This window comes from Marinirhabdus gelatinilytica (assembly GCF_003353425.1).
GTDB classification, from domain to species: domain Bacteria; phylum Bacteroidota; class Bacteroidia; order Flavobacteriales; family Flavobacteriaceae; genus Marinirhabdus; species Marinirhabdus gelatinilytica.
This window is the reverse complement of the sequence record NZ_QRAO01000001.1, coordinates 201,602-216,049: the sequence shown is the minus strand read 5'-3', so window position 1 is coordinate 216,049 and position 14,448 is coordinate 201,602. Positions and strand designations below refer to the sequence as shown.

The 14,448-nt window shown below is 41.8% G+C and carries 11 protein-coding genes; 4 read left to right on the top strand and 7 right to left on the bottom strand.

The features are described 5' to 3' along the window. Positions 1 to 99: 99 nt before the first annotated feature. Complete coding sequence (locus tag C8D94_RS00865) at positions 100 to 2,355, bottom strand: inorganic phosphate transporter (RefSeq protein WP_115122022.1); 2,256 nt, start codon at positions 2,353 to 2,355, stop codon at positions 100 to 102. Positions 2,356 to 2,636: 281 nt separating this feature from the next. Between C8D94_RS00865 and C8D94_RS00860 the strand changes: the two genes are divergently transcribed. Continuing rightward, the gene (locus C8D94_RS00860) at positions 2,637 to 2,999 is read left to right on the top strand and encodes a toxin-antitoxin system YwqK family antitoxin (protein ID WP_115122021.1); all 363 of its coding nucleotides are present in this window, start codon (positions 2,637 to 2,639) and stop codon (positions 2,997 to 2,999) included. A 71-nt stretch (positions 3,000 to 3,070) separates the two neighbouring features. Here the strand turns inward: C8D94_RS00860 and C8D94_RS00855 are convergent, their stop codons facing one another. Together C8D94_RS00855 and C8D94_RS00850 are read right to left on the bottom strand one after the other, a co-directional pair. Further along, positions 3,071 to 5,893, bottom strand: coding sequence for a TonB-dependent receptor (locus C8D94_RS00855; protein ID WP_115122020.1), 2,823 nt, complete (start codon positions 5,891 to 5,893; stop codon positions 3,071 to 3,073). 101 nt (positions 5,894 to 5,994) lie between these two features. Continuing rightward, positions 5,995 to 7,272, bottom strand: a complete 1,278-nt coding sequence (locus C8D94_RS00850) for a hypothetical protein (protein ID WP_115122019.1) — start codon at positions 7,270 to 7,272, stop codon at positions 5,995 to 5,997. A 267-nt stretch (positions 7,273 to 7,539) separates the two neighbouring features. Here C8D94_RS00850 and dgt point away from each other — a divergent pair, with 267 nt between their 5' ends. Further along, the gene (dgt, locus tag C8D94_RS00845; protein WP_115122978.1) at positions 7,540 to 8,874 is read left to right on the top strand and encodes a dGTP triphosphohydrolase; all 1,335 of its coding nucleotides are present in this window, start codon (positions 7,540 to 7,542) and stop codon (positions 8,872 to 8,874) included. A 35-nt stretch (positions 8,875 to 8,909) separates the two neighbouring features. Here the strand turns inward: dgt and C8D94_RS00840 are convergent, their stop codons facing one another. Continuing rightward, positions 8,910 to 10,697 (bottom strand): 1-deoxy-D-xylulose-5-phosphate synthase, encoded by a 1,788-nt coding sequence (locus tag C8D94_RS00840; RefSeq protein WP_115122018.1) that lies wholly within the window; start codon positions 10,695 to 10,697, stop codon positions 8,910 to 8,912. Between the two features lie 224 nt (positions 10,698 to 10,921). Between C8D94_RS00840 and C8D94_RS00835 the strand changes: the two genes are divergently transcribed. Then, positions 10,922 to 11,287: a four helix bundle protein gene (locus C8D94_RS00835; protein ID WP_115122017.1), complete on the top strand. Its 366-nt coding sequence runs from the start codon at positions 10,922 to 10,924 to the stop codon at positions 11,285 to 11,287. Positions 11,288 to 11,346: 59 nt separating this feature from the next. Further along, the gene (locus C8D94_RS00830; protein ID WP_115122016.1) at positions 11,347 to 11,796 is read left to right on the top strand and encodes a nucleoside deaminase; all 450 of its coding nucleotides are present in this window, start codon (positions 11,347 to 11,349) and stop codon (positions 11,794 to 11,796) included. A 161-nt stretch (positions 11,797 to 11,957) separates the two neighbouring features. Here C8D94_RS00830 and C8D94_RS00825 read toward each other — a convergent pair whose 3' ends face one another. The 3 genes from C8D94_RS00825 to aspS form a co-directional block, all read right to left on the bottom strand. Beyond that, on the bottom strand, positions 11,958 to 12,155 hold the full coding sequence (locus C8D94_RS00825; RefSeq protein ID WP_115122015.1) for a cold-shock protein: 198 nt from the start codon (positions 12,153 to 12,155) through the stop codon (positions 11,958 to 11,960). Between the two features lie 151 nt (positions 12,156 to 12,306). Next, positions 12,307 to 12,552, bottom strand: coding sequence for a hypothetical protein (locus C8D94_RS00820; RefSeq protein WP_115122014.1), 246 nt, complete (start codon positions 12,550 to 12,552; stop codon positions 12,307 to 12,309). Positions 12,553 to 12,562: 10 nt separating this feature from the next. Then, positions 12,563 to 14,311 carry an aspartate--tRNA ligase gene (gene aspS, locus C8D94_RS00815; protein WP_115122013.1) on the bottom strand — a complete coding sequence of 583 codons (1,749 nt, stop codon included), beginning with the start codon at positions 14,309 to 14,311 and terminating at the stop codon, positions 12,563 to 12,565. Positions 14,312 to 14,448 lie beyond the last annotated feature (137 nt).

Sequence of the window (14,448 nt, the reverse complement as noted above, 5' to 3'; positions counted from 1 at the left end):
AAGAGCCGAAGGGCTCTTTTTTTATTGGGATATTTACTTCAACTAATAATTTTCACTATGGCTACTAATGCTAGACTACAAAAACATAGATAATGTATTTTACAATAAATCCGCTTTCTTTGCCTTGTCGTTCTCCAGGTAGTAATGCTCTAAAAGTTCGGTAGTGCTTTCCACCAAATCTTTACACTCTAGTAGGATAGAGAAGTACAACGAGTTGTTCCTTGGGCTGGAATCACCCTCTTTGGTGCGCTGTATCTGTTTTTCAATCTCAAGGCCTATATAGTCCAAAAAGGCTTGCTTTTCGTCTATGATACTTGGCAGGTTTTCTAGCGTGTTGTTACTAAATTCAACCCGTACCTTTTCGAAAAGGGCGGATAGCTTTTCTTCAACCTGTTTTAATCCTTTAATTTGGTTGTACTTTAAACCTTTGTGCCCGTTCTTCACGTGTTTGTAGCTTTTGTTGCTAATAAGGGTGAGCGATTGTACGATGTCCTGCAAAATATCCTGTACCAAAAGATAGAAACGGCTGGCGCCCTCTTGTGTTTCATCTGGATTCCTCATGTAGATAAATACGTGGTTGCCCAAATCCTCCATCTCGTCACTCAGCTTATAGGCCTGCTTTTGTCCCTTTTTAAGCCCAGAGAGATCTTGTTTGCCCAAGTTCTCTATACTGTAGGAGAGTAATTTGGTACCACGCTTCATTACGGTCGCTACATTGTTGGAGCTTTCTTCTATCACCCCTATCAAAGAGGAACTTTCAGCTTTCTTGAAATTCATTTCTTCTTTAAGCTCTGTAGCTTTCTTCTTCCCTTTAACAAAATTGCGAATGATAAAAAATAGTGCTGCCAGGAGGAGAATTGCAAGGGCTACAGCTCCGAATTGATAGATAAGGTATGCTAATATTGCAGCTGATATAAATGCAGTAATGGCCGTCATGAACCAACCTCCAACAACATTGATTACGCCCGCTACTCGATATACTGCACTATCGCTGCCCCAAGCCTTATCGGCCAATGATGTTCCCATCGCCACCATAAATGTTACATAGGTAGTGGAAAGGGGCAGTTTCATTCCTGTGGCAATAGAGATAAGTACGCTGGCTACTATTAAATTTACTGCAGCGCGTACCATATCGAAAGCTGGTGCGTCTTTTTCAATGATGCGCTTTGCCGTGGGTACCGCAAACCTTTTTTCGATGCTTCGTTTGGCAGTGTCTGGCAATATCTTGGAAACGCCTATGTTTATATACTTAACACCTCGTACCAGATATTGTGAGAGCCAATTGGGTTTAAAGCGCTCTTTTACTTCGTCCTGTCGGGAAAGATCTACAGATGTTTTTACAACCCGTCGTGCCTTTTCACTGAACCAAAGCGTGAGTACCATAATCACACCTGCCAAAAGCAACAACAGGGGTTGTGTGGGCACTTTGGCCGCTAGGCCTTCCATGCTGAATTCTGAGGCCGGTACACCAGAGGCAACCCAGCTTTCGTAGGAGTTAAGAGCAGCGATAGGTACCCCTATAAAGTTTACCAGGTCATTGCCCGCAAATGCCATGGCCAAGGCAAATGTTCCTAGGATAATGATTATCTTATAGATATTCGTCTTAAAAGCTGAAATAACTAAAAACGAAATTAGCGACCATACAATAAAGTTCGCGGCTAAGAATTGCCATAGGTTATTGCTGGCCCAAGCACTAAAAGTTGCTGGAAGGATATCGGCCCCTTTTAATCCTTTGATAATGATAAAATAGGCAATGGAAGTGATGGATACGCCTCCAAAAAATGCTGCAACCCAGCTCGGTTTTTTTTGAAAATTAAAACTTAACAAATAACGAGATATAAATTGTACAATGGCACCTACGGTAAAGGCAATGACGACCGACAGCAAAATCCCTACGATGATTTCGGTTGCCTTGTCGCCATTTATATACTCACCAAGCTGAAGGATGTTGTCGTTGTTGTTCGATATCTTGATAAGCGACATACAAACTGCCGCCCCCAATAGTTCGAATACGATGGACACGGTAGTGGAGGTTGGGAGGCCGATGCTGTTAAAGAAGTCCAGTAAGAGGATGTCGGTAATCATGACGGCCATGAAAATGATCATGATCTCATCGAAATAGAACTTTTCTGGCATAAAGATACCTTTTCTGGCTACTTCCATCATACCACTAGAAGACAGTGCTCCAAAGGCTATCCCTATACTAGCAACGATCATGATGGTTCTGAATGTAACAGCTTTTGAACCTATAGCCGAATTCAAGAAATTAACGGCATCGTTGCTCACGCCCACTACCAAATCTGCAATAGCAAGTCCGGCAAGCGCTATCAACATAATCAAATAAATGTTATCCATAGGAGAAAAATACGGTACAGGCAAAATTGAAATTTATTTTTGAAGCAAATGTTACCAAAATGTTATGAAGTGATACTTTCAGATAAATAAATTGAAACGATAGCAGTTTATACTAACGGCAAAACCATAATCTCTGTAAAACTTAACATTAAGACTGTCAGTATAAAAACTTGATTATTAGATTAATAAAGTCTTAATGTTAACTTAATGTTACCAAATAGTTGCTTTAATGTATAATATAACATATATTTGTAACGTAAACATTAATAAATTGTCCCGATATGAAAAATGCAGTATTAATTTTAGTTTGTTTTTTTAGCCTTTCAATAGCGCTAGCACAGACTGATAATAAAGAAAAACTAACTATTGATGGAGCGCTTGTAAAAACCGTACAATACCATGATAACGGTGCCATAGCCCAAACTGGATTTTATACCAAGGAAAATAAATTACATGGGGAATGGGTAAGCTACGACGCCAATGGAAAAAAACTGGCCGTAGCCCAATACGACAATGGTAACAAAGTAGGAACCTGGAAATTTTACCAGGGAGATACAATGAAAGAGGTTACCTATGCAAATTCAAAAATTGCTAAAGTAAACACTTGGGAGGCAAAAGATACCCGTGTGGTTTCCTATAAATAATTAAACATTTTATAAGTAAAAAGGGCGGTCAAAACAATTTTGACCGCCCTTTTTTTATTCAATTAAAACAATTAAAACCGCACACTATAACTTAAGCTAATGTCCTGTCCGGGATTCCATCTGGAATACAGCTCGTCCTCGGTACCGAAGGATTGGTATACACTCTCAATATCATCATCCAATAGGTTTTCAAACTTCAGGGAAATAGTTGAATTGTTGTTCTCCCCAAAACTCTTGGAAAGATTCAATTTAACATTGTGAAATGGTAATGTAAATACATCTCCTACATCACCCGCGCCTACAATTTGCAGAGTTTTACCTTGCGAGTTGTAAAACAAACCGGCGTTCCAACCTTCATCTTCGTAATTCAGGCCAAGGTTGATAAGAAATGGGGACTGTCCCTGTAACTGTCGTGTATCGTCCAGGGTTTCACCTTCCCTTAAGTTGTCCAGCCTTCCTTCCCGTTCGTCCTCGCTGTATTCCTGTTGCGATTCAATTAGGGAGAAGTTTACGTTAAAGTTCATATTGTCAAGACCTCTAATAAACCCTAAGTTCTTTCGTACTTCGATCTCTCCTCCAAAAACAGTGGCATCACCAAGGTTTAAAGGTGTGAACTGGCCATAGGCCCTCCTAATGAACGAAAGCTCGATTGGGTCTTTGAACGATTTGTAAAAACCACTCAGGGCAAAAAAGTCTCCGGACTCCCCATACTTTTCAAAACGCAGGTCGAAGTTGTTGATGTACGTAGGTTGCAGATCTATATTTCCAATAAATGTAGTACTGCTTATAGGATCAAAAATTTCTGCCAGCGAGGCTTCCTTGAACGAAGGTCTAGCCGTGGTACGAGAATAGGACGTACGTATTTTTTTGTCACCGTCCTCATTAAGATCGAAAATTAAGTTCACTGAAGGGAAGAAATCCGGTGTGTTCAAGATTTCAGCATTGTCAAGCGAGGAACCGTCTTGTCTTTCACCAGTATAATTTAGTGTGAATTGCTCAAAACGAACCCCAACGATAGAGTTGAGCCAATCGGTAACCTTAAATTCTTCCGAAACATACCCGGCAGCTATCGACATATCCGAGTCAAACGAATCGGAATCGTTCGAGTCCTGGCGTATATAGAAACCGCTATTGGTATCTGGATCATACACATTTTCGTCTGCCAAGAGAAGATCTGGGTTTCCATTGAGTGTTGCAGAAGGGAAATTCAACGAAGGGATCGAGAACTTTAGCACCTCGAAGGTTCTGTTCTTGAAGGTATAGGCTCCGCCAAACTTAGCTTTTGCATCAAAGCCAAAAAGAGAATGTTTCTTTTCTATGTCCAACTTACCGGCCAGGCTTATTTCTTCCAAATCCCTGTAGAACCTCGAAGGAATTCCGGACTCGCTGGGCTCTATGGTAAATGTTTCTTCACCGGTATCAGGGTCTGTGGTTATTCTAAACGGGGTCACTCTAAAATCCTTGTCTTCTATACGCGCCAAGGTTGGGGACAAGCTCCATTCCACAGTCCAGTCGCTTTCTTCACCAAGACTGTGCTTACCACTTAAAAGGCCATTGGTTATAGAACGCTGTGTATAGATCAGGTTGTCCTTTTTAATGTTGTTGCTGCTTATAATAAAGTTACTCTGCCTGAAAATGGAGGCTTGGGACTCGCCATTTTGTACGTGCAATACGTTGAAACGGTATTTCGATTTTTCAGATTTCAGCGATAAACCGGCCAAAGCACTTACAAGGACATTATTGCTTCCTAGTTCGCCGTTTTGGGTACGGTCTGCAAGCAAGTCGAAGTTGGATTTGTCTGCTTCATCTTTTCTGAAAATCTGTCCGTCAATATATTCGTCGTAATACGTAGTTTCGTTACGATAAGAAAGTGAAGCCAGATAGCCAAATTTGTTTTCGCCAATATCATATTGATTTCCCGCGGTGGCAGAGAAGTTGAAATCCATAAAACTGTTCTCGCGCTGTGCTGCCAAACGTTCTTCAAAACGTTGGGTGATCAATTCTACGATTTCACCATTTTCTTGCGGTAATGGTACAACTTGGTTGCTGGCTAAAGGGTTGTCCCGTAAACCATCGTCAAAGCCAAGGAAATCTGTCTGGCTTTTTTCTGAAGCTAGGTAATCATCCTTAAAGTGAAAATCTGAATTGTACGTAGCACCAACGGAAAGGCTGTATTCCTCTCGAGTTGGAATGTCCTTGGTTACAATGTCTATAACACCTCCCGTGAAATCAGCAGGTTGGTCTGCGGTAGCGGCTTTAATTACAATAACATTCTCCAATATTTGGGTTGGGAAAATATCCAGCTGAAGGGTGTTCCTGTCTGGATCCAATCCAGGGACATCTACACCATTTAAGATAGATTTGGTGTATCTATCTCCCAATCCTCTTACGTACACAAATTTCCCTCCCTGTACTGATACGCCGGGAACGTTCTTTACGGCAGTAGCGATGTCGCTCGCTCCAGTTTTTTTTATGGTTTCTAGCGAAAGTCCATCGAGTAGGTTCACCGAATTTTTTTGGAAACTCAATACAGCAGCTTCGGTATTTTGGCGTGCCGTGGTAGTAATTACCACTTCGTCCAGCTGGCCAGTACTGGCACTCAAGGTTACATTGGTGCTGGTTAATTGGCCTTCGGTTACCACGATATCTGTAATCTCCTTGGTTTGATATCCCACGAAGGAATAGACCAGCGTATAGGTTCCAGGTTCCAATTCTAGGGTGTATTTTCCTTCAAAATCTGAAGTGGTCCCTTTTTGGGTGTCCTTTACCAGAATGTTTGCAAAAGGAAGTACATCGTTAAATTCACCATCATTAATGGTTCCGGTTACTCCCGTTTGGCCAAAAGTGGCTTGGAAAAAGAAAATGCTTAATAATAAAAGCGGGAAATTTTTCATTGTTGTATTTTATATAAACTTGCTCGCCTAGTAAAATTTACGAGACGAGCAAGTTTGGCTAATTTTGATATTTATGTGGTATATTTATGAGAATATACTGTTTAGAAAGCTCCCTTCGCACTAGCGTATGTCCAAGAGAACACCCCTGTGTTAGCACCACCGCTGGTACCAGTTGTAGTCCAGTTAGCAGCTCTTTCGGTAAAAGTAGGGTCTAGGATGATTATTTCTTCGGTAACATCGTTGTTGGGGTCGTTATCGTCACAGTTTTCGATACAAGCCACTTTTTCAACAAAAATGGTGTTGTCCGCTCCGTTCAATACCCAGTTTTCAAAAGTGATCAATCCATCCAAGAAATTTTGTGATACCTCGTTGTTGTCCAACTCTACATCTGCAGAAGCTTTGAAACCTGTTGCATATACATTTCTTACGGTTCCTAAGGCACCATCTCTAAAATCTGCATACTCACCGTTTTCAGTAGTGGTATTTCCTATAAGGGTCAATCCGTCAATTTCGAAAGCTGCTTGAAAAGATCCGGCAGGACCGTCTATTTCAAGGGCGTGATCTGAAACATCACCAGCGATCACCAAAGAATTTGAAATAGTTCCAGAGTAGGCTTCATCTATATCGAGACCATCATCACCTTGTGCCCAGACTAAAAGGTTAGAGCTATTCACAGCGCCACCAAACCACTCAATACCATCGTCTACATTTCCTACTACTTCAATGTTTGAAATAGTGGTTCCAGAACCTACACCGCCAAGGGTAAGACCATTTATTTCGTTACCTTCACCAATCAACGTACCTCCGTGACGTATAGAAACGTAGTTCATAGCTCCAGAATCGTCAGCATCGTTTGTGCCTCCATACAATCCATTAGTGTCACTTGCAGGGATACCTTCGATTTGGTTCTCAGGAGCGTCACCTGATAAAGAAGCTCTTGCACGTCCAAGAACGATAACGCCACCCCAAAGACCTCTGTCGTTTTCGTCAAGGTTGGTTCCGGCAGTTTGTCCAAGTTCAATATTGTCTGTGCTAGACGTGAAGATAATCGGAGCACTTGAAGTTCCGTTCGCTTGGATTTTACCACCACGGGCAATAATCAATACTGAAGCATTTGCCTCTTGTCCTGGCAATGCCTTGATGATAGTTCCAGGATCAATGGTCAAGGTAACCCCATCTACTACTGTTACACGACCATCCAAGGTCCATATAACATCATTGGTTAATGTTATGTCTTCAGTTATTTGTCCTGTAATTACACTATCTACAGGGTCAACGTCATCGCTAACGTCAATAGGGTCATTATCGTCACTGCTACATCCTATAAGTAACAATGAGAATGCTACAAGAGCAACTTGGGAAAGAAAGAATTTTTTCATTTTAGTTTTAAATTAAGTGTTATTTCAATTTTATGATGCAAATAAACCCACATTATTGCGAGATGCAGTTACCTGAATGTTACCGTTCCTTTAGCATTATGTAAGGTTTATGTTACCTTAATGTTATGGAGTTTACATACGGTTTGCACATCAAAACTATACCGGTTTTATAGGATAAGTGTTCATTTCAGATTAAGGAATTGATCTGTTTTTGTAGTCTGAAATTTTAGCTAATTTGGTATCTTGCTTGCTCAATGTTACACAATGATGCACTGGGAAGATTTACTCTCGCTACAAAAGCAGGGTGATACTAAAAAAAGATTACGAATAGAAGAAAACGAATCCCGCACAGGGTTTGAAGTAGATTACGACAGGGTGATATTTTCATCGGCATTTCGGAGCTTGCAGGACAAAACACAGGTAATCCCACTCTCTAAAACATCGTTTGTGCACACCCGTCTTACCCACAGCTTGGAAGTAAGTGTTGTGGGACGTTCCTTAGGCAGGCAAGTGGGTAAAGCGATCTTGGAAAAACACCCACATTTGTATAAGGTACACGGGTACCAGTCTACCGATTTTGGTGCCATCGTGGCAGCGGCAGCCTTGGCACACGATATTGGAAACCCCCCTTTTGGGCATAGTGGTGAAAAGGCGATTGGCACCTATTTTTTAAGTGGGGAGGGGCAACGGTTCAAGTCCAAACTCACACCAAAACAGTATCAAGATCTTGTAGATTTTGAAGGAAATGCCAACGGGTTCAAAATTTTGACCGAAAGCAAGAACGGTGTGTACGGCGGACTTAGGCTTACTTTTGCAACACTGGGTGCTTTTATGAAGTATCCCAAAGAAAGCCTTCCCAAGAAACCTACAAAGCACATAGCAGATAAAAAATACGGAGTTTTTCAGAATGATGTTGCCTTTTTTAAAGAGGTCGCTGAAACTTTAGGGCTTATGAAACGTGGGGCCGAAGAAAACATGAGCTACCACCGCCACCCACTGTGTTTTCTCGTGGAAGCCGCAGATGATATTTGCTACACCATCATAGATTTTGAAGATGGTATAAACCTGGGCTGGATTCCCGAGGAAACCGCTTTGGAATATCTGCTTCAATTGGTAAAAGACTCGATCAACAAAGAAAAATATGCAGGCCTCTCGCAATCCAAGGATAGGTTGGCATATCTCAGGTCGCTCGCCATCAACACCCTTATTTCTGAAGCAGTCCAAATTTTTATTGAAAATGAAGAAAGCATTTTAAAAGGGGAATTTACCGAAGCATTGTTGGACAGGAGCCGTTACCGGGCACAGATTACAGACATTATAAAAGAAAGTATTTCCAAGATTTACCAAAGCCCAGAAGTTGTTGAAAAAGAGTTGGCGGGATATCAAATTCTCTCCACGTTATTGGATGCTTATACAGCAGCTTTTGAAAACGAAGCAAACGGCACCCTGCGTCACTATGATAAATTGATGTTGAAGAGTTTTGAGGGGACCCCTATTCCGTCCAGCACATACGGTTATCTTATGCTGTGTTGCAACCACGTCTCCATGTTGACCGATGGACAGGCACTACAATTGTTTCAGAAAATTAAAGGGAATTTGTAGTGTCTTCAGTAGTCGTTTCGAAGCGTAGCGAGAAATCACACTGCTGGAAGTAGGCTTTGAATTGCTTCAACGATTTTACTAGATGAAATCCCAACCATATCCTGCAATTCCTCAACAGTCCCTTGCTCAGGGAACTCATCTGGGATACCAAGTATTTTGACGGGATTCTCATAATTGTTTTCGGCGGCAAATTCAAGAATGGTACTTCCCAATCCTCCTTTTTTTACGCCATCCTCTACAGTGATAATGTGCTTATGGTTGCTGAAAATTTTGTGTACTAATCCAGTATCCAAAGGCTTCAAAAACCGAATGTCGTAATGTGCAATTTTTTCTGCTGAAGAACTTTCGATTTCAGTAATAGCTTCAGTTACATTGTTTGCCACTGTGCCAATACTTAAAACGCCAATGTCACCACCATTCTTTAACGGGGCCGCTTTCCCTATCTCAATGGTTTGAAAAGGATGTTCCCATTCCAAAATGTTGCCTCTCCCACGCGGATACCGAATGGCGATGGGCAGCTCTAATCCTAGTTGGGCCGTATATAAAATGTTTCTAAGTTCAATTTCGTTTCGCGGCGCAAAAACAATAAGGTTTGGGATGCTACGTAAATGTGCCAAATCGAATATACCATGATGCGTTGCGCCGTCCTCGCCAACGATTCCGGCACGGTCCAAGCAAAAAATCACCGGTAGCTTTTGCAAACAAACATCATGGATCACTTGGTCGTAGGCGCGTTGTAAAAAGGTAGCATAGATGTTGCAAAACACGGTCATTCCTTGTGTTGCCAACCCTGCCGCAAATGTTACGGCATGTTGCTCGGCAATACCCACGTCAAAAGCCCTATCTGGAAATGCTTCCATCATAAACTTTAAGGAGCTGCCCGTAGGCATGGCGGGGGTGATTCCTACTATGTTCTTGTTTTTTTCAGCGAGTTCCACCAATGTTTTTCCAAATACATCTTGAAATTTTGGAGGCAGTACTTCATTGGATCTTGGATGCAAATCGCCTGTTTTGGCGTCAAACTTTCCTGGCGCGTGGTATTTTACCTGGTCCTCTTCGGCTTGACGCAAGCCTTTTCCTTTTTTAGTGATCACGTGTAACACCTTGGGACCTTCAATGTTTTTCAACCGTTCCAATGCAGCAATCAAGACTGAAAGATCGTGCCCATCTACGGGTCCCGAATAATTAAAACTTAAGGCTTCAAAAATGGTATCGGTCTCAGGGGCGCCGTCCAGATTTACTTGGGTCAAATAGTTTTTTAATGCACCAACGCTAGGGTCTATCCCAATGGCATTGTCATTCAGTATTACAAGCAGATTGGTATTGGTAACCCCAGCGTGGTTCAGGGCTTCAAAGGCCATTCCGCTGGCAATGGACGCATCGCCCACTACGGCAATATGCTGTGTAGTGGTGTCGCCTTTAAGCTTATTGGCAATGGCCATGCCCAACGCTGCCGAGATTGCCGTGCTGCTGTGTCCAACGCCAAAAGTGTCGTACTCACTTTCGGAACGTTTTGGAAAACCGCTCAATCCTCCAAGTTGCCTATTGGTATGAAAATTATCCCTACGACCGGTCAATATTTTATGTCCGTAGGCTTGGTGTCCCACGTCCCACACCAATAGATCCTTGGGTGTGTTAAAGACAAAATGCAGCGCAACCGTTAATTCTGCAACGCCCAAACTAGCGCCCAAATGCCCTTCTTTTGTGGCTACGGCGTTGATGATAAAATCGCGTAATTCTTGTGTAAGTTGCGGGAGTTGGTCCTCAGGAAGTTTCCGAAGGTCTTTGGGAAGTTGTATGGTATGTAGCAGGTTTTTAGGCATTGGAACAAAGATACCAAATGAGGGTTTTAGATTTTAGATTTGTTTACTATAATCCTATAGACCTTTTATAGTGTTACGCCATACGTACTCCGAAGCTAATTAGCTTTTCTCCTGTTTTGCTAAAATCATTTTGCTATCTAGAGTTTGATTTTTTATAGAAATTGCAAAGGTTAAGGCGTTTAGTGTTTAAAAGTTTAGTTATTTTAACACCAGATTATTTTATTATGAGACTGTATGCATTTGAAAAATTGAGGGTTTGGCAACATTCAAGACAATTAGCTGTTAAAATTTATAAATGCACCAAGGGTTTCCCTTCTGAAGAAAAATTTGGGCTTACAAGTCAAATGAGAAGATGTGCTGTTTCAATTTCTTCAAATGTTGCTGAAGGTACAGGAAGGCACTCCTCAAAAGATAAAGCTAGGTTTACGGAAATAGCTTATAGCTCGGCATTAGAATTATTAAATCAATCAATTTTAGCAAACGATCTGGAATTATTGGATGCTTCAGATTATAATGAAATTAGAGTATCCATTACGGATATTACAGCTATGTTAGACGGGTTGTACAAATCCCAACGTAGTGGCAAATGAATTAAAGTTTTGTAATGAGGCTAAACACATTGGCGTTAAACCCCTAAACGATTCAAAAAATGATCCAACCCTTCGACGACACCTACTTTATGAAAAAAGCGCTTCAAGAAGCAGAAGCAGCCTATGATAAAGACGAGATACCCATTGGTGCTGTGGTCGTGGTGAAGAACCAGATTATAGCCAGGGCCCATAACCTCACGGAAACACTAAACGATGTGACTGCCCACGCCGAAATGCAGGCCATCACAGCTGCTGCCAATTATCTGGGCGGAAAGTATTTACTGGATTGTACCCTGTATGTAACTATTGAGCCTTGCCAAATGTGCGCCGGAGCGTTGTTCTGGAGCCAGATTTCCAGAATTGTATATGGTGCAAGAGACGAGCAAAGGGGTTGTGTTGAGATGGGGACCAAACTACATCCCAAAACAAAAATGGAGGGCGGTGTCTTGGCTGAGGAGGCCTCAACGCTTTTAAAACGCTTTTTTATAGAAAAACGGAATTTGAATTGACACTAGTGAAGGAACACTCCTAAAGTCCCTCAAGGGGGGGTGAATTGTCCCCTTGAGGGGACTAGGGGGTGTTAAGCCTAGGGCAAAATAAAACTCAATAAAAAATCCTCCAAAGCGTAAGGCCTTGGAGGATTTGATGGTTGGTTGTACGAATATATATCTTAGTCGTGGAGCACGCGTACTTGACCTGCTACCATTCCTTTTCTTCCTTCTTCTTCAACATATTCTACTTTGTCACCTTCGTTAAGGGCTTCGCCATTAAGTCCGGTTACGTGTACAAAAATGTCTTTTCCAGTTTCATCGTTGGTGATGAATCCGTAACCTTTTGATTCGTTAAAAAACTTTACTGTTCCTTCCATTGTAATAAAAAAATATAATTAATAAGTGGCAAAGTTACGTTTTTTATGGAACCACAGGTTATGAAATTGTAACTATTTGAAAAAAAACTCTTTGAAAATCAATAGGTTTCATTATTGAAAAAACGGAGAGAACCTTTTAAGGGCAAGCAACTTACAGCTTTTTGTCTTTCCCTGCTTCACGCATTTTATCTAAGTTTTCCTTGGTGAGCATATAGTCCTTAAAACTCCGTTTTCGCCAGCGGTGGTAGATAAAAAGTGGCATCCACACAAAAAATAAGGCAACAATGCCTATACCAATACAAAACTCCCCTGTCTTAAGATCTTCGGACTTAATATAAAAGCCAAAACCTACCGAAGCGGCGATCAATATGAACAATATAATAAGTACGTACCTCAAATTAAAACAATTATAAATCCAGTTTTAAGTTCAACTCCTGCAGTTGTTCTTGATCCAAAGGTGCTGGTGCATCTATCATTACATCTCGGCCTGCGTTGTTTTTTGGAAAAGCAATAAAATCGCGTATGGTTTCTTGGCCACCCAAAATAGCGACCAATCTGTCCAGACCAAATGCGATACCGCCATGGGGCGGTGCGCCGTATTCAAAAGCATCCATCAAGAAGCCGAACTGTGCCTTTGCTTCCTCTTCAGAAAAGCCAAGATGTTTCAGCATGATAGCCTGTGTTTTTTTATCGTGGATACGTATGGAGCCACCACCTATCTCATTTCCGTTCAAGACCAGATCGTAGGCGTTTGCTTTTACCTCGTCGGGTTTTGTATCCAGCAATTCCAGTTGCCCCGGTTTTGGAGAAGTAAAGGGGTGGTGCATTGCGTGGTAGTGACCTGTCTCTTCGTCCAGTTCCAACAACGGGAAATCTACCACCCAAAGGGGTGCAAACTCGTCTGCTCTACGAAGGCCCATACGTTCTGCCAGTTCCATTCGTAGGGCTGAAAGTTGCGCTCTCGTTTTATTGGTTTCGCCCGAAAGCACAAAAACGATGTCGCCTCTCTCTGCACCCGTGACTTCGGCCCATGAAGCCAAATCTTCTTGATCGTAAAACTTATCTACTGATGATTTATAGGTTCCATCTTCGTTCACACGGCAATATACCATTCCCAATGCACCTACTTGTGGACGTTTTACCCAATCAATGAGTTTGTCTATTTCTTTACGGGTGTATTTGTTTCCACCTGGCACGGCAATACCCACTACCAGCTCGGCTTTGTTGAAAACATTGAAATCTTTGTGTTGTGCTACTTCATTGAGCTCGCCAAATTCCATCCCGAAGCGAATGTCCGGTTTGTCGTTTCCGTACAGGCGCATGGCATCGTCGTACTGCATCCTTGGGAATTCGCCTATTTCAACCCCGTTTATCTCTTTCAGCAAATGGCGGGTGAGGCCTTCAAATGTATTCAGGATATCTTCTTGCTCTATAAAGGCCATTTCGCAATCAATCTGTGTAAACTCAGGTTGTCTATCGGCACGTAGGTCTTCATCGCGGAAGCATTTTACGATTTGGAAATATTTGTCCATTCCGCCCACCATCAACAATTGTTTAAAGGTTTGTGGTGATTGGGGGAGTGCATAAAATTGGCCCTCGTTCATTCTACTTGGCACTACAAAATCACGTGCTCCCTCTGGGGTCGATTTTATGAGGTAGGGAGTTTCAACTTCAACAAAATCCTTCTCGGACAGATAGTTGCGCACAGCCATGGTCACTTTATGGCGAAACACTAGATTTTCGCGCACAGGGTTGCGGCGAATGTCCAGATAGCGGTACTTCATGCGTAGGTCCTCACCGCCATCGGTTTCATCTTCAATAGTAAAAGGGGGGGTAAGGGATTGGTTTAGTATGGCTACTTCTTTCACCAAAATTTCAATAGCGCCCGTAGGTATATTGGGGTTTTTGGACTCTCGTTCAATAACTTCCCCAGAAACCTGTACTACAAACTCTCGACCCAATCTTGAGGCGGTTTCCATCATTTCTTTAGGGGTTCGCTCTTCATCAAACACAAGTTGTGTGATGCCATATCTATCTCTTAAATCTACCCATACAATAAACCCTTTATCACGGGTTTTTTGTACCCATCCTGCTAATGTAACTTGTTGCCCTACGTGCGATTCACGTAACTCTCCGTTGGTGTGTGATCTATACATTTCTGCTGAAATTTAAAGGTGCAAATTTAGGAAGATAATATGGGATGGACTATAAAATATTGTATAGTTGTGATTTTCAGAGATATTGATAAAAATATTTAATGCAATATTGTTAATGTTGAAATATTTATAAAAAA

Excerpts from the sequence above, each read along its gene's own strand:
- C8D94_RS00865 (WP_115122022.1), bottom strand. The coding sequence starts at position 2,355 with ATGGATAACATTTATTTGATTATGTTGATAGCGCTTGCCGGACTTGCT.
- C8D94_RS00860 (WP_115122021.1), top strand. The coding sequence starts at position 2,637 with ATGAAAAATGCAGTATTAATTTTAGTTTGTTTTTTTAGCCTTTCAATA.
- C8D94_RS00855 (WP_115122020.1), bottom strand. The coding sequence starts at position 5,893 with ATGAAAAATTTCCCGCTTTTATTATTAAGCATTTTCTTTTTCCAAGCC.
- C8D94_RS00850 (WP_115122019.1), bottom strand. The coding sequence starts at position 7,272 with ATGAAAAAATTCTTTCTTTCCCAAGTTGCTCTTGTAGCATTCTCATTG.
- dgt (WP_115122978.1), top strand. The coding sequence starts at position 7,540 with ATGCACTGGGAAGATTTACTCTCGCTACAAAAGCAGGGTGATACTAAA.
- C8D94_RS00840 (WP_115122018.1), bottom strand. The coding sequence starts at position 10,697 with ATGCCTAAAAACCTGCTACATACCATACAACTTCCCAAAGACCTTCGG.
- C8D94_RS00835 (WP_115122017.1), top strand. The coding sequence starts at position 10,922 with ATGAGACTGTATGCATTTGAAAAATTGAGGGTTTGGCAACATTCAAGA.
- C8D94_RS00830 (WP_115122016.1), top strand. The coding sequence starts at position 11,347 with ATGATCCAACCCTTCGACGACACCTACTTTATGAAAAAAGCGCTTCAA.
- C8D94_RS00825 (WP_115122015.1), bottom strand. The coding sequence starts at position 12,155 with ATGGAAGGAACAGTAAAGTTTTTTAACGAATCAAAAGGTTACGGATTC.
- aspS (WP_115122013.1), bottom strand. The coding sequence starts at position 14,311 with ATGTATAGATCACACACCAACGGAGAGTTACGTGAATCGCACGTAGGG.